This is a genomic window from Enterobacter sp. DNB-S2, from assembly GCF_019443845.1.
Taxonomy (GTDB): Bacteria; Pseudomonadota; Gammaproteobacteria; order Enterobacterales; family Enterobacteriaceae; genus Enterobacter; species Enterobacter asburiae_B.
Genome location: NZ_CP050520.1, coordinates 3,146,778 through 3,170,906, shown reverse-complemented (window position 1 = coordinate 3,170,906; position 24,129 = coordinate 3,146,778). Strand labels below are relative to the sequence as shown.

The window sequence follows — 24,129 nt, the reverse complement described above, 5'->3', positions numbered from 1 at the left end:
GATGAATAACATGACGTCTCACAAATACTGGTCATGGATCGGCGTTTTTACCGTGTCGATTCTGTTCTGGAGTCAGCTCATCTGGTTGGCCCTCCACTAAATTGTAAAACCTCGCTACGGCGGGGTTTTTTGTTTTTCCTTTCTGGACCAATCCTAAATTTATCAATTTGGGTTGTTATCAAAACGTTACGACATCTTTGTGTTATCTTTAATTACGGCCCTGATGATTGTCGGGGCATCTCTGTGATTAAGGAGGAGCTTATGTCGTTAACCCTACGCGAAGCCAGTAAGGATACGTTACAGGCAGAAAATAAAACCTGGCATTACTACAGCCTGCCGCTGGCTGCCAGAACGCTTGGGGACATTTCGCGTTTACCCAAGTCATTGAAAGTTTTACTGGAAAATCTGTTGCGCTGGCAGGACGGTGACTCTGTCACCCTCGATGATATCCAGGCGCTGGCAGGGTGGCTGGAAAATGCCCATGCCGACAGAGAAATCGCCTACCGCCCGGCCAGGGTGCTGATGCAGGACTTTACCGGTGTTCCTGCCGTCGTTGATTTAGCCGCGATGCGCGAGGCCGTTAAGCGTCTCGGCGGAGATACGGCAAAAGTGAATCCGCTTTCCCCCGTTGACCTCGTCATTGACCACTCCGTAACCGTTGACCGCTTTGGGGATGACGACGCCTTTGGCGAGAACGTGCGTCTGGAGATGGAGCGCAACCACGAGCGCTACGTGTTCCTGAAGTGGGGGCAGCAGGCGTTCAGCCGGTTTAGCGTGGTCCCGCCAGGGACCGGTATTTGTCACCAGGTTAACCTTGAATATCTGGGTAAAGCCGTCTGGAGTGAATTGCAGGATAAAGAGTGGGTCGCCTATCCGGACACGCTGGTGGGCACGGACTCCCATACCACCATGATCAACGGTCTGGGCGTGCTGGGCTGGGGCGTCGGGGGTATCGAAGCGGAAGCGGCCATGCTCGGCCAGCCGGTGTCCATGCTTATCCCTGACGTGGTGGGCTTCAAGCTCACCGGCAAGCTGTCTGAAGGCATTACCGCCACCGATCTGGTGCTCACCGTCACCCAGATGCTGCGTAAGCATGGTGTGGTGGGCAAGTTTGTAGAATTCTACGGGGATGGTCTGGATTCGCTGCCGCTGGCCGACCGCGCCACCATTGCCAATATGGCGCCGGAATACGGTGCAACCTGCGGCTTTTTCCCCATCGATGACGTCACGCTGGAATACATGCGCCTTAGCGGGCGCAGCGAAGAGCAGGTCGCGCTGGTGGAGGCCTATACCAAAGCGCAGGGCATGTGGCGAAACCCGGGCGATGAACCGGTCTTCACCAGCACGCTCGAACTCGATATGGGAAGCGTCGAGGCGAGCCTCGCCGGACCGAAACGTCCACAGGATCGGGTTGCGCTGAGTGACGTGCCAAAAGCCTTTGCCGCCAGCAATGCCCTTGAAGTGAACGTGGCGCAGAAAGATCACCGTCCGGTCGACTATGTTCTGAACGGACATCAGTATCAGCTCCCGGATGGCGCGGTTGTTATTGCGGCTATTACCTCCTGTACCAACACCTCGAACCCCAGCGTCTTAATGGCGGCCGGTCTGCTGGCGAAAAAGGCGGTAGAGCTTGGGCTAAAACCTCAGCCATGGGTCAAGGCCTCGCTGGCACCGGGTTCCAAAGTGGTATCGGATTACCTGGCGCAGGCCAAACTGACGCCGTACCTTGACGAACTGGGCTTTAACCTCGTGGGCTACGGCTGTACGACCTGTATTGGTAACTCCGGCCCGCTGCCTGAACCCATTGAAACGGCGATCAGGCAGGGTGACCTGACGGTAGGCGCGGTCTTGTCCGGTAACCGAAACTTTGAAGGGCGTATTCACCCGCTGGTGAAAACCAACTGGCTCGCCTCACCGCCGCTGGTTGTGGCATATGCCCTTGCAGGGAACATGAATATCAACCTGGCGACCGACCCGATTGGTCACGATCGCAAGAACGATCCTGTATACCTGAAAGATATCTGGCCATCTTCACGTGAAATCGCGCTGGCCGTTGAAAAGGTCTCAACCGAGATGTTCCGCAAAGAGTATGCGGAGGTCTTTGAAGGCACGCCGGAGTGGAAAACCATCAACGTCGTGGGCTCAGATACCTACGACTGGCAGGATGACTCGACCTATATTCGTCTGTCGCCGTTCTTTGATGAGATGCTGGCCGAGCCGGCACCGCTTAAGGATATCCACGGCGCGCGCATACTGGCGATGCTGGGAGATTCCGTCACGACCGACCATATCTCTCCGGCGGGGAGTATCAAAGCCGATAGCCCGGCAGGCCGTTATCTGCAAAGCCGGGGCGTCGAACGCCGCGATTTTAACTCCTACGGATCTCGTCGCGGTAATCATGAAGTCATGATGCGCGGAACGTTTGCCAACATCCGCATTCGTAACGAAATGGTCCCGGGCGTGGAAGGGGGCATGACGCGCCATCTGCCGGGGACGGAAGTCGTTTCGATCTATGATGCGGCGGTCAAATATCAACAGGAAGGAACGCCGCTGGCAGTGATCGCCGGGAAAGAGTACGGTTCCGGCTCCAGCCGCGACTGGGCGGCGAAAGGTCCGCGTCTGCTTGGCGTTCGCGTGGTCATCGCCGAATCGTTCGAACGTATTCACCGCTCGAATCTGATCGGTATGGGGATCCTGCCGCTTGAGTTTCCGCAGGGCGTGACGCGTAAAACGCTGGGACTGACCGGGGAAGAGCAGATTGAGATTAGCGGTCTGCAAAACCTGCAGCCGGGTAAAACGGTGCCGGTGAAGTTAACGCGGGCAGACGGGAAAATCGAGGTGCTGGATTGCCGGTGCCGTATTGATACGGCAACCGAGCTAACCTATTACCAGAACGACGGCATTTTACATTATGTGATTCGTAAGATGCTGGACTGATGAAACGAGCCCGGCACCCGTGCCGGGCTTTTTAGCATCACTCTTTCAGCAGATGGCCCATTTTCGCGGCTTTGGTATCCAGGTAGTGGGCGTTCTTAGGGTTACGGCCGACAATCAGCGGTACGCGCTCGACGATGTTGATCCCCGCTTCGGTCAGGATCTCCACTTTTTTCGGGTTATTGGTCAGCAGGCGAACTTCGTCGACGCCCAGCAGCTTGAACATATCGGCGCATAAGGTGAAGTCGCGTTCGTCAGCGGCAAAGCCAAGCTGATGGTTTGCTTCAACCGTATCGTAGCCCTGGTCCTGAAGCGCGTAGGCGCGGATTTTATTCAGCAGACCAATATTACGACCTTCCTGACGGTGATAAAGCAGCACACCGCGGCCTTCTTCTGCAATATGAGACAGGGCGGCTTCCAGCTGGAAACCACAATCACAGCGCAGGCTGAACAGCGCGTCGCCGGTAAGACACTCTGAATGGACGCGGGACAGAACCGGCGTCTGCCCTGAAATGTCACCATAAACCAGCGCGACATGATCCTGTCCGGTTGCCAGTTCTTCAAAACCCACCATCAGGAAATCGCCCCATGGGGTTGGCAGTTTGGCTTCTGCCACACGTTTAAGCTGCATGTGATTCTCCAGAGTAGGCTGACACGTTTCGTGCCTTTGCCCTGTTTTGCTTTCTGTATCAGTTCATTTTGCCACAAGCTCAGCAGGTTCGCCTAATGGGCACCATGCTATATGAACGTTAAACGCACGATCCGACATATCCACCAGGATGATTAATTTCAGTTATGATTGTGACGCTTAGCGAAAAAGGAGAAGACATGCTTTCAATCGCCAGACGTACGGCAGCAGGTGCGGCCATTTTACTGATTATGCCACTGGCCGTATGGCTTTCAGGCTGGATGTGGCAGCCCGGGCATAATGCCACGTGGCTGAAAACGTTATACTGGATAACGGAAACGGTCACCCAGCCGTGGGGGATTATTACCCACGTACTCCTCTGCGCCTGGTTTCTGTGGTGCCTGCGCTTTCGTTTGCGCGCGGCGCTGGTGCTCTTTGCGATCCTTGGGGGCGCTATCCTTGTCGGTCAGGGCGTGAAGTCCTGGGTTAAAGATCGCGTTCAGGAGCCGCGTCCTTTTGTCGTCTGGCTGGAAAAAACGCATCATGTTCCGGTAGATGAGTTCTACAATTTAAAGCGTAAAGATCGTGGCGCGCTGGTGAAAGAACAGCTTGCGGAACAGCAGGATATCCCGAAATTCTTGCGCAAACACTGGCAGAAAGAGACCGGGTTCGCGTTTCCTTCCGGCCACACCATGTTTGCGGCCAGCTGGGCGTTGCTGGGGGTTGGGCTGCTTTGGCCAAGGCGTCGAACGATTACTATCGTGATTTTACTGGTCTGGGCGACCGGGGTTATGGGAAGCCGCCTGCTGCTGGGGATGCACTGGCCGCGCGACCTGGTCGTCGCCACGCTCATCTCATGGCTGCTGATTATGATGGCGACCTGGCTCACTGAACGATTCTGCGGCCCGCTGACGCCACCGCCAGAAGAGAAAGAAGAAATAGCCGAAAGGGACCAGACAGACGCCTGACGGTTGATATTCCGCATTTTGCCCATAGATCCATGACCTGCGCGTCACTTTTTCCGTTTCGCGCTCGTCGCTAAAATGGTAGTTTATAAGGCTGATTGCGGTGAATTGAACACACTTTATTCGCTTGAACCACATAACGGGAAGTAATGTGAAATATTTACTCATTTTCTTACTGGTATTGGCGATTTTTGTCATTTCAGTCACGTTGGGTGCACAAAACGATCAGCAGGTGACGTTTAACTATCTGCTGGCTCAGGGTGAGTATCGCGTCTCGAGCCTGCTGGCGGTCTTATTTGCTGCCGGCTTTGCCATTGGCTGGCTGGTTTGCGGTCTGTTCTGGCTAAAAGTCCGTGTTTCTCTTGCGCGCGCTGAACGTAAAATTAAGCGACTCGAAAATAACATTGCCCCTGCGTCTGACATCCCGGAAAGCTCTGGTGTGCCGGTCGTGAAGGAATAATCGACTATGCTGGAGTTGTTGTTTCTGCTTTTGCCTGTAGCCGCAGCCTATGGCTGGTATATGGGCCGCAGAAGTGCGCAACAAACAAAACAGGATGAGGCCAACCGGCTCTCCCGCGACTACGTTGCGGGGGTGAACTTCCTCCTGAGCAATCAGCAGGACAAAGCGGTAGACCTGTTCCTCGATATGCTGAAAGAGGATACGGGGACGGTTGAAGCGCATCTCACCCTGGGCAACCTGTTCCGCTCGCGCGGCGAGGTCGATCGCGCCATTCGTATTCACCAGACCCTGATGGAAAGCGCCTCGCTGACCTACGATCAACGTCTCCTTGCGGTGCAACAGCTGGGGCGGGATTACATGGCCGCGGGGTTGTACGATCGCGCTGAAGATATGTTCGCGCAGCTGGTGGATGAAACAGATTTCCGCATCGGCGCGTTGCAGCAACTCCTGCAGATTTATCAGGCAACCAGCGACTGGCAGAAAGCCATTGATACCGCTGAACGTCTGGTGAAGCTGGGTAAAGATAAGCAGCGCGTTGAGATCGCCCATTTCTACTGTGAGCTCGCTCTTCAGCAGATGGGCAACGACGACATGGATAAAGCCATGGCGCTGCTGAAGAAAGGCGCCGCGGCGGACCGCAACAGCGCGCGCATCTCCATCATGATGGGGCGCGTCTTTATGGCGAATGGCGACTACGCCAAAGCCGTTGAAAGCCTGCTGCGGGTTATCGACCAGGACAAAGAGCTGGTCAGTGAAACGCTGGAAATGCTGCAAACCTGCTATCAACAGCTGGACAAGCAGGAAGAGTGGGTAGCATTCCTGCGTCGCTGCGTGGAAGAAAATACCGGCGCCACCGCTGAACTGATGCTCTCAGACGTCGTTGAGCAGTATGAGGGAAGCGACACCGCACAGGTTTATATTACGCGTCAGCTGCAGCGTCATCCGACCATGCGGGTGTTCCATAAGCTAATGGATTACCACCTGAACGACGCAGAAGAAGGGCGCGCCAAAGAGAGCCTGATGGTGCTGCGCGACATGGTTGGCGAACAGGTGCGCAGCAAGCCGCGCTATCGCTGCCAGAAGTGTGGTTTTACCGCGTATACGCTCTACTGGCACTGTCCTTCCTGCCGCGCCTGGTCCACCATCAAGCCAATCCGCGGCCTGGACGGGCAGTAATTTTTTAAAACGCCGCATTTTAGTTACAACATACTGATCGTTTTTCCCGTATCCTGAACTCCGTGCGGTTTGCCGGCCTGGCAGGCGCGTAAATGGATCCTGTCAATTTGCGGCGTCGGCAGGTAGAATGCTGGCCGTTTATCTGTTCCGCGCCGCTGCGCGCCCATAGACGAAAAGGGCTGGTCATGACGTCTGTTACATCCTCCACTTCCCGCGTAATTACGGATTCTCCTGTTGTTGTTGCGCTTGATTACAATAAGCGTGACGCTGCACTGGCGTTTGTCGACGGCATCGACCCTCGCGACTGCCGTCTGAAAGTTGGCAAAGAGATGTTCACGCTGTTTGGACCGCAAATCGTTCGCGATCTGCAGCAGCGCGGCTTTGACGTTTTCCTCGACCTGAAATTCCACGATATCCCGAATACCACGGCGCACGCCGTTGCCGCAGCCGCAGAGCTGGGCGTATGGATGGTCAACGTCCACGCATCGGGTGGGGCAAGAATGATGACGGCCGCCCGCGAGGCGCTCCTGCCGTTCGGTAAAGATGCACCGCTGCTGATTGCGGTCACGGTGCTGACCAGTATGGACGAAAACGATCTTCGCGACCTGGGCGTGACGTTGTCACCCGCCGAGCATGCCGAACGTCTCGCGCGTCTGACGCAGCATTGCGGCCTGGATGGCGTCGTCTGCTCCGCGCAGGAAGCGGTACGTTTCAAATCAGCGCTGGGCCAGGATTTTAAACTGGTTACGCCAGGTATCCGTCCTGCAGGCAGCGAAGTGGGCGATCAGCGCCGTATTATGACGCCTGAGCAGGCGCTGGCTGCTGGCGTTGACTACATGGTCATCGGGCGTCCGGTAACGCAGTCTGCCAACCCGGCTGAGACGCTTAAGGCTATCAATGCATCGCTGAAACAGGGGGCCTAATGACCGATTCCAACAGCCGTCTGGTCTATTCAACCGATAGCGGGCGTATAGACGAGCCGAAAGCGAAAGTGGAACGTCCAAAGGGAGACGGCATCGTTCGGATCCAGCGCCAGACCAGTGGACGAAAAGGGAAAGGGGTTTGCCTTATCTCCGGCATTGACCTGGATGATGCTGAACTGGCAAAGCTCGCGGCCGAGTTGAAAAAGAAATGTGGCTGCGGCGGCGCCGTGAAAGACGGCATTATTGAAATCCAGGGAGATAAGCGCGATTTAATAAAATCTCTGCTGGAAGCCAAAGGTATGAAGGTCAAACTGGCAGGCGGTTAAAATAAATGAGCCACGGCAAATGCCGTGGCTCGTGTTATATACGTGCGTATGTCAGACCTGAAAGGCGTTCAAATATCGCAATACCGGGGAAGGCTTAGATAATAATTATTTGCCAACCTGGTGACCGATAATACCACCGACAGCAGCGCCACCTAATGTACCCAGCGTACTACCATCCGTTAATACTGCACCACCGAGAGCACCGGCACCGGCACCAATAGCGGTGTTACGGTCACGTTTAGACCAGTTAGAGCACGCGCTCAGGGACATTGCTACAGTGATTGCCAGAACAGCGGCGGCTAATTTTTTGCTGGTTAAGGTCATAATACTTTCTCCTGAATTATCGATTCACGGAAAGATGTACACGTTAAGTATAGACGAATCGAATACTTAATTCTGTTCTCCGTGAAAGCTGGTCGCGCAGGCGTTACGTAATCACGCAGGTGATAGTCACTTCCTGTTATATCGCTAACATTAATTTTACGACTTTAATGCAGGTTAAACAGGTAAAAACTCTTAAAGAAGTACCAGGAATCATCTCAGAGAAAGAAGGGGCGTATGCGCCCGAAATTCGGGCGCGGAGGGAAACTCAGGCGGTCGTTTTAATAATATTGACGATCAGCCCGTCATCTTCCAGTTTATTACGGTGCGCATCGCTCAACCGTTCATCGGTAATCACGCGGCTAAAGCGTGACACGGGGCCCATCGTGTAAGGGTGAACGGCGCCAAATTTAGAGCTGTCGGTCAGCACAATGGCTTCACACTCTTTTTCAAGCACGGCATTCACCACGTCGGAGCGCATCATATCCCGGCCGGTAAAACCTGTCTCCGGCTGCCAGCCGTCAATCCCGATAAAGGCCTTGCTGAAATGAACCTGCTGAACATACTGACGGGTCAGTGGGCCTACCATGCTTTCACTTTTTTTCTGGTAAATACCGCCGAGCAGAATCACCTCACAGCGCGTCTCTTTGAGCAAGTGCGCGATATAGCTGCTGACGGTGATGATGGTAACGTCTTTTTGATCGGCAAGCGTGCGCGCCAGAAGGGCATTGCTGCTGCCGTTTTCAATAAAGACGGTCTCGCCGTTGTTCACCAGGGACGCGGCAAATTCCGCCAGTTCACGTTTGAGCGCGTAGTTATTCATCATGCGCGTCTCTACGTCATCACTGTCCAGCGGGACAGCATATCCGTGCGCGCGACGCAGGTAGCTCTGTTTTTCCAGCAGATTAAGATCCTGACGGATGGTGACTTCAGAAACGCCAGTGGTTTTAGCGAGGTCGACTACGCTTACGCGTCCCTGATCGATGACCATCTGCAAAATGAGTTGTTGTCGGGAATTCATAGCATCCATTTAATAAAGCGAAACGAGGTCGGAGACGGTGGGATTAAACTTCCCACGGCGCTTTTGGCTGTCTGTTTTCTGGCGCATTGTCAGCACCATTCTGAGCAAGAAGTTCAGACTTCAGGATCTCGAGATTACGGATAGCAGAGTGATAATCGCCCGCCACCAGGATATCCAGCACGGTATCAATTCGTTGTGCTACAGCTTGTGCGTCAATAGTCGACATAATCTCACCCCAGGCGCGAAAAGTTAATATTTTCAATGATGCAGAAATTAGGATCAAAAGAGAAGGGAAAAAATGCAATAACTAAATTACATAAACGTAAGTGATAAATTTATTCCCCCTCATGCAGCAGGCTTAATGACTGGATTAGTCTAAAACTGCGCGCAAGGCGCTTTTTTATAAGAGGAATTAGACTATGACAGTTATCAATCAGCCTACCTGCACACTGTTTACCGATACTGAACGGTTCACGCAGCTGTCAGGATATTACGAGGCGGAGCGTCACACGGTCTGGATGATGCTGCGGGCTCAGCCACGTCCTTGCTTTAACCATGCGTTAATAGAGGAGATCATGAACTTTTCATGGCTGGTTCGCCAGTCTGGGTTTGCGGTTGATTTTTGGGTAACCGGATCGCTGGTTCCCGAGATGTACAATACGGGCGGAGATTTACAGTTCTTCGTCGAGTGTATTCAGAACGGACGTCGGGAAGCGTTACGGGCGTACGCTCGCGCCTGCGTTGATTGCGTCCATGCGGCCTCACGGGGGTTTGATACGGGAGCCATCACTCTGGCAATGGTAGAAGGCAGTGCGTTAGGGGGCGGGTTTGAGGCCGCTCTGGCGCACCATTTCGTCCTGGCTCAGCGCGATGCCCGTTTAGGTTTCCCGGAGATTGCCTTCAACCTGTTTCCGGGTATGGGAGGATATTCCCTGGTTGCACGCCGTTCAGGCATGAAGCTGGCGGAGGAACTCATCTACAAAGGGGAATCCCATACGGCTGAATGGTACGAACAGCACGGGCTGGTGGATGTCCTGTTTGAACCGGGACAAAGCTATGTCTCCACCCGAACCTTCATCGATACGCTGCGGCCAAAACTGAATGGCGTAAGGGCGATGCTGCGCGCCCGTACGCGCGTTCTGCAATTGCCTCGCAGTGAACTGATGGACATCACGGAAGACTGGGTTGATACCGCTTTCTGCCTGGAGCCGAAAGATATCGCCTACATGGAGCGTCTGGTCACGCTGCAAAACCGCCATCACGCGGCGGGCCTGCGTAAAGCCAGTTAACGTTGATTTCGCGCTTGATATCGTTTTAGCCATCGCTCGAATGCGGCAGCGGGCATCGGCTTAGCAAACAGAAAACCCTGCCGTTCGTTGACGCCGTTCTTGGTCAGAAAGGCGTCTTCTTTTGCATTCTCCACACCCTCGGCAATCACCTGCAGATTTAACGCCTGCGCCACCGCGACGATAGCGCGCACCAGTGACTGGGAAATAGACTGCTTATGAATATCCCTGACGAAAGATTGATCGAGCTTAATGGCGTCGATAGGGAAGCGGGCCAGCTGAGAAAGGGAAGAGTAGCCGGTGCCAAAATCATCCAGATGAATTTGCGCCCCGAGTCGGCTGAACTGCTGGATCACGGACAGCGCCAGCTCTTCATTTTCGATAAGACAGCTTTCGGTCAACTCGACGTCGACCGGGCAGTATTCAAAATTCAGATCCTTCAGCGCCTGCTTTAAGTCGCTGAAGATGGTCTGGTCGGCCAGCTGGCGTGCAGAGACGTTCACCGCCACGCGCAGGTTTATTCCCTTATCGCGCCATTTTGCCACCTGGCGAACCACATCGAGCATCACCCAGCGGCCCAGCGGCACAATCAACCCCGACTCCTCGGCATAAGAGATAAACTCCAGCGGCGGGATCAGGCCGCGTTCTGGCGATTGCCAGCGTACCAGCGCTTCAAGGCTTCTGACTTCTCCACGCCAGGTTATTTTCGGCTGATAGTGGATCAGAAGCTGATCGTTATCCAGGGCCTTGCGCAGGTTGGTATCCAGCCAGAGATACTCAAACACGCGCTGGTTCATCTCGGGTGAGAAGACGCAGAACTTGCCCCGGCCGTTCTCTTTGGCGGTGTACATGGCGGTATCGGCGTTACGAATAACGCTTTCCCGGTCGTTCCCGTGCTGCGGGGCGAGGGCGATACCCAGAGAGCAGCCGGTATAAATCTCAATCAGACCAATTCGGAACGGCTGGCGCAGACGGGTTAAAATGCGCGACGCCATCGCCTCCAGAGAGCCCTGAGAGGTATTGGTGGCCATGACGATAAACTCATCGCCACCAAGACGCGCCAGCACCTGTTCTTCATCCAGACAGCTCAAGATGGCGAGGGCGACAGCCTGCAACAGCTGATCGCCAAACATATGCCCGTAAGCGTCGTTGACCTTTTTAAAGTTATCCAGATCGAGATACACCACGCCCACCTGCGTGTCGCCGCGGTTGTCGATAGCGTCAGAAATCAGATCGTGGATCGCATTGCGGTTGGGCAGGCCGGTGATGGTATCGGTATTGGCCAGCACGCGCAGCCGCTCCTGAGCGCGGCGCTCCTCGGTAATATCTGTCCCGGAACAGATAAGGAAAATTTCATTTTTACCGCTGCCGCTGTGCACGAATTTGTTTCTGAACAGAAACAGCCGCTGCCCTTTACGCGTTTTGATCCAGCGTTCAACTTCGTAGGAGCTGCCGTTGCGAAAAAAACCGGTAATATTGCGCTTTGAGGCTGCCGCTTCGCTGCGGCTCATAAACAGCTTAAACACGTTCTGCCCAATCACTTCTTGCTCTTTCAGGCCGGTGTACTCTTCGCTAAGCCGGTTAAAACGCTGAATATTGCCGTGCTGATCGAGAATAACAATGACGGAGTTGGCCTCAGAGACAACCTGCTCCGCGAAAGAGAGCCCCTGAGCCAGATCGCGCGCCACGGAGGGCGTATCGTTCCAGGCGGAAGCGGTGCCTGCCCACTCGTTGCGGGTGATTTTACGGCCTACAAGATGAACCGGGACATCTTCTCCGTACAGGGAGAGCGACATGGAAATGCTGGAGGTAATAACGGTTAAATGACGGATGAGATCGGCCTGTTCATCGTCCAGCGCCACGACCTGAGTGACATCGGCATTTTCGCTGGTGGAAAGGTGCAGAGCGTTGCTGTCAGCTGACAGGCGCCACCACGGGCTGTGAGTCCCCATGTAGCGAAACAGCAAATTCTGCTCCAGATCGTCCATCATGTTTTCTCCCGCAGCTGTTCATTAGCGCACAAATTATTCATTTGCTGTCGACTTTTCCGTTGAGAAACAGCGGCAAAACCGAAGTGAACCTGTTGTTTTTCCCTGCTTTCTTATAATAAAACGAGTCAGGTTAAAAAGGATACTGAGCGTATAGAAATTCACGTAACCGAATATAACAACACTCTTTTACTGTAGATAATTATGGCGGTTTTGGGCGAAGGGATACTGAAAATAGTAAGGAAAAATAATGATTTTGTGGCGGGGATAAAAAGAAAAATTGTCGGCCCTTCCGGAAAGGAAACGGCCGACAATTGAACCGGTTATCAGGCGACAGGGCGCGCGATAATACTGCGGGTTTCCATGCGAACTTCGGCGATAGTAACGTCAATCACGTCGGTGACTTTGTAAACTGTTTCACCTTTAATTTGCACGGTACCGTTTTCCTGGCTACAGACCATTTCGTCACGAACCGCGTGCAGGAACGGCGCAGGAATAAACGCGACAGCACCGTTATCGACCAGACGGACGCGCATCCCCCCGCGGCTGATATCGATGATCTCTGCGGCGAAACGGGTGTCCGTACCGGCTTTATCCTGCAGGAAACGTGCGTACAGCCAGTCACCAACGTCACGCTCGGCCATGCGGTTCAGACGGCGACGATCGGCCATCTGCAGCGTGGTGTCCTCCTGAGGACGGGCAATGGTTTCACCTTTGATAATCGCTTTCAGCAGACGGTGGTTAACCATATCGCCATACTTACGGATCGGCGATGTCCAGGTGGCGTAAGCTTCGAGGCCAAGGCCAAAGTGCGGGCCAGGCTCGGTGCTGATTTCCGCGAAGGACTGGAAGCGACGAATGCGGCTGTCCAGGAAGCCCGACGGCTGCGCGTCCAGCTCGCGGCGAAGCTTGCAGAAGCCCGGCAGCGTCAGCACTTCTTCCGGATCAACGTGCACATCGTGATTTTTCAGCAGGGCCGCCAGCGCTTCGGTATTCGCCGGATCAAACCCAGTGTGGACGTTGTAAATGCCAAAGCCCAGTTTGTCGCGCAGCACGCGTGCGGCACAGATGTTGGCGGAAATCATCGCCTCTTCAACGATGCGGTTCGCAATGCGTCGCGGTTCGGCCACGATGTCCAGCACTTCGCCTTTCTCGCCCAGAACAAAGCGATAATCCGGGCGGTCTTTGAACACCAGCGCATGGGTTTTACGCCACTCGCCGCGGTTGAGGCAGATGCGATGCAGCAGACGGATTTGCGCGGCAATGGCGTCTGATTCAGGTTTCCAGCTACCGGTATTTTCAAGCCAGTCGGAGACGTTATCGTAGGCCAGCTTGGCTTTCGATTCGATGGTGGCGGCAAAGAACTCGATATCGTCTTCAATCGCGCCATCTGCGGCGATAGTCATGCGGCAGGCAAGGACCGGGCGCACTTCATTTGGACGCAGCGAGCAGAGATCGTCTGACAATTCGCGCGGCAGCATCGGAATATTGAAGCCCGGCAGGTAGTTGGTGAACGCACGGATTTTCGCCGCGTCATCCAGCTTGCTGCCTTCGGCAATCCAGGCGGTTGGATCGGCAATGGCGACGGTCAGATGCAGTTTGCCATCGGCGCTCTCTTCAGCGTACAGCGCGTCATCCATATCTTCCGTGCTGGCGCTGTCGATGGTGACAAACTCCAGCGCGGTGAGATCGCGGCGCGTCAAACCTTCGTCCTGCATCTCGGTCGCTACGCCGTTCGGCGCTTCTTTTTCAAGATTGTGGCGTGCCAGCGTGACCCACCATGGTACGAAATGGTCGGCGCCAAAGGTGATGAACTGGGTCAGCTCAGCATAAAAACCGCGATCGCCTTTCAGAGGATGACGGCGCATTTCTGCTACGGCCCAGTCACCATCTTTAAAATCATGCTCAACGCCACGGGCGGCGCGGCAGGGAATGGCATCTTTCAGCAGGGGATGATCCGGCACGATAGCAAGACGATCGTCTTTTCTCTGCACCTTGCCCACAAAACGGGTCAGGAACGGTTCGATCAGTTCTTCCGGCTCGGCAGACTCGCGGTCCTTCTCGGTATGAATGACGGCCATGACGCGATCGCCATGCATCACTTTCTTCATCTGCGGAGGCGGAATGAAGTAGCTTTTCTGCGCGTCAACCTCAAGGAAGCCAAAGCCCTTTTCCGTGGCTTTTACGACCCCTTCTGCACGCGGCGTCTGGGAATGCAGTTGCTGTTTAAGCTGCGCTAGCAGCGGGTTGTCCTGAAACATAATGTTCTATTTTCGTAGCCATTGAGCGGCTGACAGTTTTACGCGATTCTCACTGTCTCAGCAAGCGCTCTTTGGGTAATTAGTATGGTTATTCCTCTTTACCAAACGCGACTTTCAGACGATTGAGCCAGCCATCAAACGCGCTGCGGGTAAGCAGCGTGATGGCATGTTCGCCGGGGAGTCCCTGATCCGTGAGCGGGGTAAACTGCGCGGCGCTGAAGCGGTCCGGAGAGCGCGTCAGCAGTTCGACCGCCGCCGAAAGTGCGGGGGACGTCAGCGGGATCGCTTCGCGGGTGTTTAACAGGATTTCTCCGGTCAGGTCGAGCAGCGAAGGCTCATGGCAAAGGACCGGCGTCAGCGCCTCCAGCGCGGGTTCTGCCTGCCAGCGGGACAGCGACTCAAGCTGATGCGCACTCGCATAGCGCAGCTCGACGACGGGCAACAGCGGCACCCAGGCGGCGTGGCTCGCGGGCAGCGTGTGCGGCTGAATATGATGGCCTGGCAACCAGCGAACGGGGTGTCCTAACAGCGCCTGAAAAACCGCGACCACGCGCGCCTGAAAACCGATAAACCCGATAATCTGGTTAATCACCACAATGTCATAGATTGACAGGCCAACCTCATCAAGCTGGTTTTGCGCTTTATCATCAATCACATCAGGAGAGCTGGCGAGCTGGCGGGCATACTGCGTAATTTGCGCCAGACGTCGGTTGCTTTCGCGCGAGGAGTCCGGGCCGGGAAGCGGGGCGAGGAGGGCGGCGTAATGGTTACAAAGCCGCTGAACGCCACAGGCCTGGGCGACCGTTAGCGCGGTGCTGAGCCGATCGTAGGCGCTGAGCGTATGCAGGCGGTTCACGGGAATCGAGAGCGGAAACAGCTGGTGGCACAAGGCTCTGGCAGGGGTAAGCCAGCCAGAACAGGCGGCGACAATCTCATCAGGCAGGGCTAAATCGAGCAAAAAACGATCGTCGACGTTAGCGGCTTCGGGCACCAGAGGCAGAACATCTGTCTGCGCGTGGTTCGACTGGGTCTCGTGATACCAGTGGCCTTTGCCGGAAAAACGGCGTTGTTCCATGTGCGTTCCTTGATCTCAAAATGGCGATCAATATCCTGGCGTAAGTCAGATAAAGGGAAAAATATTGTTAGGTGATAACAAATAGCAGAACGGAATAACGAAGGGGTGGTGCGGGGGGAAAACTCTCTTCCCGTGCGGGAAGAGAGTCACAGCTTATTTAATTTCCAGCTCGTTCATTGCAGCGATGTTGAAGCCGCCGTCAACGTGAACCACTTCACCGGAGATACCAGCGGAAAGGTCAGAGCACAGGAATGCTGCAGAGTTACCCACATCTTCAATGGTAACGGTACGACGAATTGGGGTAACCGCTTCGCAGTGTGCCAGCATTTTACGGAAATCTTTAATACCGGAAGCTGCCAGGGTGCGGATAGGACCTGCAGAGATGGCGTTAACGCGCACGCCTTCAGGACCCATTGCGTTCGCCATGTAGCGTACGTTGGCTTCCAGAGAGGCTTTCGCCAGGCCCATAACGTTGTAGTTAGGGATAGCACGCTCAGCGCCCAGATAGGACAGGGTCAGCAGGGCTGCGCCCGGGTTCAGCATCGCGCGGCAGGATTTCGCCATCGCAACGAAGCTGTAGGAGCTGATGTCGTGAGCGATTTTGAAGCCATCACGGGTAACCGCGTTCACGTAGTCGCCGTCCAGCTGGTCGCCAGGAGCGAAGCCAATGGAGTGAACGAAACCGTCGAATTTCGGCCATGCTTTTGCCAGTTCAGCAAACATGCCGTCGATGCTTTCGTCTTGTGCAACGTCACATTCCAGAACGATGCTGGAACCCAGCTGCGCGGCAAACTCTTCAACACGGCCTTTCAGCTTGTCGTTCTGGTAGGTGAACGCCAGCTCAGCGCCTTCGCGATGCATTGCCTGTGCGATGCCGTATGCGATGGACAGTTTGCTGGCAACGCCAGTCACCAGAATGCGCTTACCGGAAAGAAAACCCATAGCTTTAATCCTTATATTCATTGCTAATTTTGCCTTGTAATTCATAGCGTTACAGGCAGTATTTCAAAATCATTCGAAATTAGCTCGAAATTATAGCCCACTCACAGCCCCTTGTGTCACGATATTTCTCGCTCTTCTCCGAAGACGCCTGCCCCGAAGAATGCGCCGCGGACTCGCGGGGGCTCAAAATTTCAGCATTCGTCCAGTATATCACCCGGCAACAGGTTCACCTCATCCAACCAGCGAGGAAGCGCGATCCCGCGAGGGTATTCACGCTTTCCTGAGATTGTCGATGAAGCGCGCGATGACGATAAAGAAAACCGGTACGAAGAAAATGGCGAGAAGCGTACCGCTAATCATGCCGCCAAATACGCCGGTACCGATGGCATGCTGCGTACTGTCGCTCGCACCATTGGCCAGCATCAACGGAACAACCCCTAAGGTGAAGGCTAACGACGTCATCAGAATAGGGCGCAGACGCTGGCCGGCGGCATGAATGGTTGCCGCCAGCAGGGGCTGCCCCTGGCGATGGAGCTGCCTCGCAAATTCAACAATCAGAATGGCGTTCTTGGCCGACAGGCCGATAAGCGTAATCAGGCCGACCTTGAAGAAAACGTCATTCGTCATGCCGGCAACGGACACCGCGATCACCGCGCCGATAAGACCCAGCGGAACGACCAGCATGACCGCAAATGGAATAGACCAGCTCTCATACAGGGCGGCTAGCACCATAAACACGACCAGTATCGACAGGACGATAAGGCCCGGAAGCTGAGATTCCGATTTTCTCTCCTGCAATGAACTGCCTGCCCACTCGCCAGCCATGCCCTGAGGTAAATCTCTGGACAAACTCTCCATAACCTTCATTGCGGTGCCGCTGGACTCTCCCGGCGCCGCATTTCCGGTAATGCGAATAGCCGAATATCCCTGATAACGCGTCAACTGCTGGGGCGCAACGTGCCAGGAAAGCGTGGCAAACGTCGATACCGGCACCATCTGTCCCATCCGGTTTTTCACTGATAATGTCAGTATCTGCTCAGGCTGCATTCGGTAGGGCGCATCGGCCTGAATGATCACCTGCTGAACGCGGCCGTTGTTCGTATAGTCGTTGACATAATTTGAGCCCAGGGTGACGGAGAGCGTCTGGTTGATTTCATCAAACGAGACGCCCATCGCTTCCGCCTTTTCTCTGTCCACCTGGAGCGCGAGGCTTGTTCCTTCCGGCAGACCGTCTATATACACTTCACTCAGTTCAGGGCGCTGGTTGGCCTGCAGGACCAGCGCGTCGGCAGCGCGCTTTAACGCCTCGTAGCCCAGTCCCGCTCTGTCCTGCACGTACCAGGTGAAGCCCGACGAGGTGCCCATATCCGAAATGGCCGGCGGGAGCAGGCTCATCGTGACGGCATCAGAGACGTTTGCCATGCTGGCCTGTATCCGGTCGGCTTCCCCCTGGGCCGTCGAGCCCTGCCGATCTTTCCAGTCCTTCAGCGTGGTGAAGGCCATAGCCGAGTTTGGTCCTGAACCTGAAAATCCAAACCCCAGGATCATAATGTTGCTTTCAATATCCGGCCGGGTCGCAATTTCCTCTTCAAATTTTTTAACCACGTTGAGGGTACGCTGCATCGTGGCATCAGAAGGCAGCTGGATTGAGGACATAAAGTAGCCCTGATCTTCATCCGGCAGAAAGGACGACGGTAGCGAAGACAATCCCAAAAACAGCGCAGCACAAAGCGCAGCGTACAGGAGCAGCATACGCCCGGTTCGCTTCAGAACGGCACCCAGCCCGGCTTCGTAACTGGCGGTGAGCGAACGAAAGCGCGCGTTAAACCCGACCGCGAACCTTCCGCCTCCGCTCTTTCCTGCCTTGTGCGGCTTGAGTAACGTTGCGCACAGGGCAGGCGTCAGCGTCAGGGCAAGAAACGCGGACAGCAGTATGGAAACCGCCATGGAAATACAAAATTGTCGGTAGATAATCCCGACGGATCCTTCCGCAAACCCCATGGGGATAAATACGGCGGTCAGCACCAGCGTGATGCCAATAATCGCCGGGGTGATTTCCTGCATGGCTTGCCGCGTGGCGTCACGCGGGGACAGGCTGTTTTCCTCCATCAGTCGTTCAACGTTCTCCACGACCACAATGGCATCATCAACGATAATCCCTATTGCCAGCACCATGCCGAACATCGTCAGAATATTGATGGAGTAGCCGCTCAATAGCATCACGGTGAAGGTGCCAAGAAGTGCGACGGGAGCAACAATCGCCGGGATAAGCGTACAGCGTATCTTGTGCAGAAACAGCAGCATAACCAGGAAGACCAGGACCATCGCTTCTACAAATGTCTGAACGACCTTCATGATAGAAAGTTTCACGAACGGCGCGGTGTCGAAGGGGATCGTAAACGCCATTCCTTCGGGTAACACCCGGGAAAGTTCGTCGATGCGCGCCCGTACGCCGGAAGCCGTGCTCATCGCATTCGCGCCAGGCGAGAGCTGGATTGCTGCCGCCGTTGCGGGCACGCCATTTTCACGGATGCCAAAGGCGTAGCTTTGCAGGCCAGATTCAATCCGCGCAATGTCGGACAGTTTCAGGCGGGCACCGGATGCGTCAGATTTCAGGGTGATATTTCTGAACGCCTCTACCGAGGAGAGCTGTCCCTTCACGGTGATGGGATACGTCACCCCTTGTCCTGCAGAGGCTGGCTCATCTCCCGTTTTGCCGGGCGAAACCAGGGCATTTTGCTGGCCAACGGCGGTAAGAACATCGCTTACCGAAAGCCCGTAGCCGTGGAGCTTCATGGGATCCAGCCAAATGCGCAGCGCTTTTTCGCCGCCAAACAGCTGAACTTTCCCTACGCCGGGCACGCGACGAAGCTCGTCACTGATGTTTCTGGCAAAATAGTCGCTTAAATCGGCTTCCTCAAATTGACCCGTCGCCGACTTCAGCCCCACCATCATTAAAAAGCCAGAGTTAGCGGCCTCGACGTTGATGCCGTTTTGCCTTACCGCCTGAGGCAGACGAGGCTCGACGATCTTAATCTGATTCTGCAGATCCATCTGCGCCAGCTTGATGTCCGTGCCCGGTTTAAAGGTGACGGTAATCGATGCCGAACCGGTTGTGTCACTGGATGATTCAAAGTAGAGCAAATTATCTACGCCGGAGATTTCGCGCTCGATTAACGATACCACCGACGTGTTCATGATATCGGGGCTGGCCCCCGGGTAACTGACGGAAATAATGATTCCAGGCGGCGCCACCGCCGGATACTGCGCAACCGGCAAACGGGGAATAGACAGGAGCCCTGCCAGAACGATAAAAAGCGCTACAACCCAGGCGAAAACGGGGCGTTCAATAAAAAAATGCGGCATTAAATTAACGTCCGGTTACGTGAATTTCATCATCAGTGGATACGCGCTTGCCGATATCCCTGAGCTGCGAAAATTTCTCCAGAAGCTGCGGCGCGTCATCGAGGCTCGTCGCGAACATCCACATGTAGGTCATCACCGAGTAAATATGTCCGGCGGTGATGCCGGTTGAGCGCGTCATCCAGACGATGGTCAGCGTAAAAAGCGCGGCAACAAGCACGCCGACCCACAAATAGCCCCACGCCTCGCGGTCAGATAATGCGATACGCAAACGCGCCAGCGTGGAGTAATGGCGGTGAAGGGTAGCCGTGCCCGCCTTATGGACATAATCCACTTCTTTTTCCAGCCGATTATTCAGGCGCATGAACAGCCATTCATTTTTACGGGCATATCCTGAGACAAATCCGAGCAGGATAAATACAATCGCAAAGCACATGACGCCGGCCCAAAATTCAATAAACAGCAACATGATTGCGGCACCAAAAAGTGAGCTAAGCGAGGTAATAAGCAGGGGAAGGTGCATTTCAAAGAAATCCACATATTCGCGCGAGAGCGTTACCCTGGCGGCGATCGCCGAATGGTTGAGCTGGTATTTGCGCTGTGCCAGGACGACGGAAACCGCGAGTCCGGCATAAATGCGTGCAAACGTGCGCGTGTCTACGCTTCGTCTGGCCGCTCCGATGAACCACATGCAAAGCACCATCAGGCCATACAGCGCGGCGTTAAGCGTTTCACCGGCGAGGATGGCATTTATCGCGATGCCAGCCAGAACGGGATAAAGTAAAAACGTTACGTTTTCGGCCACCACCAGGAAAAAAGTGACAACCAGTTTTTTCCGGTGCCGTATCGCGAGTTTTTTTAGCGAGTGCATCACTCCGGCAGGTTCAGAAGAACGAAGATTATTACGGTTCATCATTATGGATAAGTTTTATCAGATTCTTAGGTGAGTTATTTTTGTGCAAAATAGCGTGAGGGAGAGTCTACCGCGCGCCTGTTTAGCGGAAATGGGCGGTTTGTGGAGGCTATGTGGAGCAACGGCTCAAATCATTCTCATAATAAGGTACAGCGGGGCTCCACCAAAAAAAATGATCAAATAACACTCGTAGTAAAAGACCAGATCCTCGATATCGGGCATCGCGTTTAACAGCACGGTGAACGTAATAATGAGATAAACAAAAATCACCAACAGCCAGAAGGCGACGACGAGTAGCTCAGTCAACGCGCCGGCTTTATTCTGGATTATCAGAGAGACAACCGATAATGCGATGCAGCCATAGATAATGGGTGAAGAGAGCAGCGTAGAGGCGACTTTTTCATCCATTTTGTGTACCAGCATCAGCCAGGTATAAAGTAATCCCCAGGACAGCAGCAGGAACAGGGAATATATGCCCAGCTTTTTAGGGGAGAAATATTTAGAAAGTTCCATGTTCATTATTTCAGCCAACTTCATAAAGTCTTTAAGTAACAGGGATAATGTGCAACGCTAAATGTAAAAAGAGTTTTGTCTCAATAGCGATTTTGAACGGGCATTGTCGAGTCATTATTGACGGAATGTGTAGGCTGTATGGAGAAATAACCGGGCAGGTAAATCAGCCGGGAAATTTTCTTAGCTACGGCACTTTTTCCCGTAGGCTGTGTCTTATTGTGCTAAAGATATCTGATAGCGAGCTCAAAGGGATTTCACCCGCGGAGATAAAATGCACAAAAATACGCTGATCCTTGTTGTTGAAGATGAAGACGAAATCGCCGATATACTGATGAGCTACCTGGAGCGTTCGGGAATGAAAACGCTCCGAGCCAGGCAGGGCGAACAGGCCATAGCGCTCAATCGCCTCCATAAACCGGATCTCATATTGCTGGACATTCACCTGCCCGTATGTGACGGCTGGAGCGTACTTACCACGCTTCGTCAGGAAAGCGCTGTCCCCGTCATCATGGTTTCCGCTCTCGATCAGGATGTCGATAAGCTCATGGGGCTGAGGCTGGGCGCGGATGATTACGTGATCAAACCCTTCAACCCTTCTGAAGTTGTCGCCCGGGTTGAGGCGGTGCTGCGCAGGACAAAACCCGCGCTTCAGCAGGCGGGTTCCCAGCCGCTCAGAACGCCATTTATTACGGTCTATCCGGATGACTTCTACGTGGAAGTCACCGTGGGCGCAGAGGTTGTCTCCCCGGTATTAACGACGACCGAATTTAAATTGCTCACATACCTGGTGAGATATCCGCGAAAGGTCTGCTCCCGCGAAGAGCTGCTCAACGCGTGTCTGCCGGAAGGGGATACGCTCGACAGAACGGTCGACAGCCATATGAGCAAGTTGCGTAAAAAACTGGAGCTTGCCGGCCTCTATGGTGTTCCCGAGAGCATCAGAGGCATGGGCTACCGGCTTGGGGAAAAGAAATGAACAAAGAGTCTGTTCTGAGCCGTCAGATCTTAACGTATATGCTGTTGCTGACGTTTACGATCATTGCCATCGCCATACTCGGCTCCTGGTTTTTTTACTCCTTTATTCTGGATCACCTCCCGGGCGGCCCTGCTGCGGGCGATGACGAGCAGATGACGATGTGGGACTGGGTATGGATTGGGACCGCGACTACGATCAGTATGATTATTGCCCTCTTTTTCACGGTCAAACTGTCATCGCGGATCCTCACCCCGCTAAACGCGGTAGCGTCCAGCCTGAAAAAGATTTCTCAGGGCGATCTGGACGCCCGGGCATTCTGCGCCAGTTCCCGGCTGGGTGAGATCAATCACCTGGTGACGGATTTCAATGAAATGGCGGAAAAACTACAGACGCTGGATATTCAGAGGAAATCCTGGAATGCCGCTATTGCGCATGAGCTGAGAACCCCTGTCACGATCTTACGCGGACGGCTTCAGGGGTTGGTTGACGGCGTTTTTACCCCGGATCCGGTGCTGTTTAATAATCTTCTCAAACAGACGGAAGGGTTAACCCGCCTGATTGAAGATCTCCGGGTTATCAGTTCGGATGGCGGGGCGGGATACACGTTATGCCAGTCAAGAACGGATCTAAAAGGGACAATACAGAACGCACTCGATACGTTCATGCCCGAGTTCAGCCGTAATGCTTTTACCGTCAATACAGACCTGAGGGAGCAGCAGTGCGTATTCGATCCATTGCGCATCAATCAGTGTTTGACCGTTTTATTTGATAATGCCTTACACTATTCAACCTCGCGCACGCTCATCGTGAAAAATGGCGTTTCTGATAAAGGCAATTTTATCCTTATTCAGGACGGGGGACCGGGCATCCCCAGAGAGTTTCATGATTTCCTGTTTCAGCCCTTTCAGCGCGATAATGGCGCCAGACATGTGAACCCGGAAGGCTGTGGTTTGGGCTTGTCGGTGGTAAAAGCCATCATGCTGGCTCATGGTGGCGATGTTACCTATACCTTATCGACGCAAAACCACTCGATATTTAAACTCACCTGGCCCGACTCGTGAGCTTCAGCGGCAGGTCAAATGTGCCTGCCGGCGATAAATGCCATATTTTTCCTAACTTAGCATCCCACTCCTGCGGGGTAATCGTCAGCTTACCGCGTCTCGGGCTTAAGGTTATTTCGCTGAAATAGATTTCATCTTTTTTTAGCATAAGGTCAACGCGGCAGTAGTCAATTCCATCCGCCAGCTCCTGGGAGGCCAACAAAGCCTGGCGGAATAAGAGCGGTTCGCCTGGTTCTGCTGAAGTATTTGGATATTCCATCCGGAAGGGTTGTAAGTTCCAGTACCTGTCATAAACGTTGATAAACCCTTTGCCGTTATCATCCGTAAAATCCGCTTCTACATAGTGGGCAACGCCGTGAAAACAATGGATCCTCAGCATTTCGGGCGTTGTGTTCCTGTCAGCATCGTCGAAGAGATCGACAAACGGCTCGCAAAGTATACTCGGCGTAATGTTTTTGTACTGCCATTCGCGCGTGGTGTAGTAAAGATTTTTCTTTAACGCGAGGCTCAGCTTTTTACACGCTTCTTTTTCATTAAATTGCGCTTTGTTTGTACATATTATTGTGCTGCCGCTGTCATGGTTGCACTTAAGGACGAATTTGTCAGGAAGAACTGAAAAATCAATCTGCGACGGCCTGGTATAAACGCCGATTAATGGCACCGTTTTCACGCGCGTTGTTCTGGAGGAAACGTATGCCCGAACGGCGAGTTTATCGGCAAGCATCGTGTAGAAGTTATTATGGTCATAGACCAGTCGATGACATATTTTTTCACTCAACGTCGTGGGCGAGTTAATGTCAGGGGTTTCCCCGGTTGTTCTCTTAAGCCTCACGGTATGAAAATGCAGGTCCGTCATTAAAAATGAGCGGCATTTTCTGATGAGATACTCTGTGTATTTTAAAATGTAAGTGGCGGTGTTCATTTCTTCTCCTCCGTAATGTCCGGATATTCTGGAGAAGAACTGTTGATTGATATTGCTTAAAATATGGAGCAGGGA

The 24,129-nt window shown here is 53.9% G+C and carries 22 protein-coding genes; 10 read left to right on the top strand and 12 right to left on the bottom strand.

The features are described 5' to 3' along the window. The first annotated feature begins 1 nt into the window (after position 1). Positions 2-100, top strand: coding sequence for a small membrane protein YmiC (gene ymiC / locus HB664_RS22825; RefSeq protein WP_032623144.1), 99 nt, complete (start codon positions 2-4; stop codon positions 98-100). A gap of 161 nt (positions 101-261) precedes the next feature. Continuing rightward, complete coding sequence (acnA, locus tag HB664_RS15070; RefSeq protein WP_182930779.1) at positions 262-2,937, top strand: aconitate hydratase AcnA; 2,676 nt, start codon at positions 262-264, stop codon at positions 2,935-2,937. Between the two features lie 37 nt (positions 2,938-2,974). Here acnA and ribA read toward each other — a convergent pair whose 3' ends face one another. After that, positions 2,975-3,565: a GTP cyclohydrolase II gene (ribA, locus tag HB664_RS15065; RefSeq protein WP_008501210.1), complete on the bottom strand. Its 591-nt coding sequence runs from the start codon at positions 3,563-3,565 to the stop codon at positions 2,975-2,977. 197 nt (positions 3,566-3,762) lie between these two features. Here ribA and pgpB point away from each other — a divergent pair, with 197 nt between their 5' ends. From pgpB to yciH, 5 genes are all read left to right on the top strand, one after another. Next, positions 3,763-4,530, top strand: coding sequence for a phosphatidylglycerophosphatase B (gene pgpB / locus HB664_RS15060; RefSeq protein ID WP_048975163.1), 768 nt, complete (start codon positions 3,763-3,765; stop codon positions 4,528-4,530). A 148-nt stretch (positions 4,531-4,678) separates the two neighbouring features. Beyond that, the gene (locus tag HB664_RS15055; protein ID WP_023312067.1) at positions 4,679-4,987 is read left to right on the top strand and encodes a LapA family protein; all 309 of its coding nucleotides are present in this window, start codon (positions 4,679-4,681) and stop codon (positions 4,985-4,987) included. A 6-nt stretch (positions 4,988-4,993) separates the two neighbouring features. Continuing rightward, positions 4,994-6,163 (top strand): lipopolysaccharide assembly protein LapB, encoded by a 1,170-nt coding sequence (lapB, locus tag HB664_RS15050; protein ID WP_023335944.1) that lies wholly within the window; start codon positions 4,994-4,996, stop codon positions 6,161-6,163. 185 nt (positions 6,164-6,348) lie between these two features. Beyond that, on the top strand, positions 6,349-7,086 hold the full coding sequence (pyrF, locus tag HB664_RS15045; RefSeq protein WP_087822868.1) for an orotidine-5'-phosphate decarboxylase: 738 nt from the start codon (positions 6,349-6,351) through the stop codon (positions 7,084-7,086). Continuing rightward, complete coding sequence (gene yciH, locus HB664_RS15040) at positions 7,086-7,412, top strand: stress response translation initiation inhibitor YciH (RefSeq protein WP_023312064.1); 327 nt, start codon at positions 7,086-7,088, stop codon at positions 7,410-7,412. Before pyrF ends, yciH begins: the two co-directional genes overlap by 1 nt. A 105-nt stretch (positions 7,413-7,517) precedes the next feature. Here the strand turns inward: yciH and osmB are convergent, their stop codons facing one another. The 3 genes from osmB to HB664_RS15025 all read right to left on the bottom strand — a co-directional run bounded on the left by osmB (position 7,518) and on the right by HB664_RS15025 (position 8,980). Continuing rightward, complete coding sequence (osmB, locus tag HB664_RS15035) at positions 7,518-7,736, bottom strand: osmotically-inducible lipoprotein OsmB (protein WP_008501216.1); 219 nt, start codon at positions 7,734-7,736, stop codon at positions 7,518-7,520. Between the two features lie 265 nt (positions 7,737-8,001). Beyond that, positions 8,002-8,754: a DNA-binding transcriptional regulator YciT gene (locus tag HB664_RS15030; protein WP_023312063.1), complete on the bottom strand. Its 753-nt coding sequence runs from the start codon at positions 8,752-8,754 to the stop codon at positions 8,002-8,004. A gap of 43 nt (positions 8,755-8,797) precedes the next feature. After that, positions 8,798-8,980, bottom strand: a complete 183-nt coding sequence (locus HB664_RS15025) for a hypothetical protein (protein ID WP_024907126.1) — start codon at positions 8,978-8,980, stop codon at positions 8,798-8,800. A gap of 193 nt (positions 8,981-9,173) precedes the next feature. Here HB664_RS15025 and HB664_RS15020 point away from each other — a divergent pair, with 193 nt between their 5' ends. Next, positions 9,174-10,043, top strand: a complete 870-nt coding sequence (locus tag HB664_RS15020) for a crotonase/enoyl-CoA hydratase family protein (protein WP_219939726.1) — start codon at positions 9,174-9,176, stop codon at positions 10,041-10,043. On the opposite strand, the gene pdeR is transcribed toward HB664_RS15020, so the two are convergent. The 7 genes from pdeR to HB664_RS14985 form a co-directional block, all read right to left on the bottom strand. After that, on the bottom strand, positions 10,040-12,031 hold the full coding sequence (gene pdeR / locus HB664_RS15015) for a cyclic di-GMP phosphodiesterase (protein ID WP_029740520.1): 1,992 nt from the start codon (positions 12,029-12,031) through the stop codon (positions 10,040-10,042). The genes HB664_RS15020 and pdeR overlap by 4 nt on opposite strands. A gap of 323 nt (positions 12,032-12,354) precedes the next feature. Continuing rightward, positions 12,355-14,289, bottom strand: coding sequence for an exoribonuclease II (locus HB664_RS15010; RefSeq protein ID WP_219939725.1), 1,935 nt, complete (start codon positions 14,287-14,289; stop codon positions 12,355-12,357). 88 nt (positions 14,290-14,377) lie between these two features. Beyond that, positions 14,378-15,364, bottom strand: a complete 987-nt coding sequence (locus HB664_RS15005; protein WP_045143074.1) for a CMD domain-containing protein — start codon at positions 15,362-15,364, stop codon at positions 14,378-14,380. A 153-nt stretch (positions 15,365-15,517) separates the two neighbouring features. Then, positions 15,518-16,306: an enoyl-ACP reductase FabI gene (gene fabI, locus HB664_RS15000; RefSeq protein ID WP_003856831.1), complete on the bottom strand. Its 789-nt coding sequence runs from the start codon at positions 16,304-16,306 to the stop codon at positions 15,518-15,520. 270 nt (positions 16,307-16,576) lie between these two features. After that, complete coding sequence (locus HB664_RS14995) at positions 16,577-19,672, bottom strand: multidrug efflux RND transporter permease subunit (protein WP_219939724.1); 3,096 nt, start codon at positions 19,670-19,672, stop codon at positions 16,577-16,579. Positions 19,673-19,676: 4 nt separating this feature from the next. Next, positions 19,677-20,540 carry an ABC transporter six-transmembrane domain-containing protein gene (locus tag HB664_RS14990; RefSeq protein ID WP_109844029.1) on the bottom strand — a complete coding sequence of 288 codons (864 nt, stop codon included), beginning with the start codon at positions 20,538-20,540 and terminating at the stop codon, positions 19,677-19,679. 168 nt (positions 20,541-20,708) lie between these two features. Continuing rightward, complete coding sequence (locus HB664_RS14985) at positions 20,709-21,119, bottom strand: transporter (RefSeq protein ID WP_126795657.1); 411 nt, start codon at positions 21,117-21,119, stop codon at positions 20,709-20,711. Positions 21,120-21,366: 247 nt separating this feature from the next. On the opposite strand from HB664_RS14985, the gene HB664_RS14980 reads away from it, so the two are divergent. Continuing rightward, positions 21,367-22,071 carry a response regulator gene (locus HB664_RS14980; RefSeq protein ID WP_025756601.1) on the top strand — a complete coding sequence of 235 codons (705 nt, stop codon included), beginning with the start codon at positions 21,367-21,369 and terminating at the stop codon, positions 22,069-22,071. Next, on the top strand, positions 22,068-23,132 hold the full coding sequence (locus HB664_RS14975; protein WP_219939723.1) for an ATP-binding protein: 1,065 nt from the start codon (positions 22,068-22,070) through the stop codon (positions 23,130-23,132). The genes HB664_RS14980 and HB664_RS14975 overlap by 4 nt, the downstream gene beginning before the upstream one ends. Here the strand turns inward: HB664_RS14975 and HB664_RS14970 are convergent. Next, on the bottom strand, positions 23,113-24,054 hold the full coding sequence (locus HB664_RS14970) for an ATP-grasp fold amidoligase family protein (protein ID WP_033145733.1): 942 nt from the start codon (positions 24,052-24,054) through the stop codon (positions 23,113-23,115). The genes HB664_RS14975 and HB664_RS14970 overlap by 20 nt on opposite strands. Between the last annotated feature and the right edge of the window lie 75 nt (positions 24,055-24,129).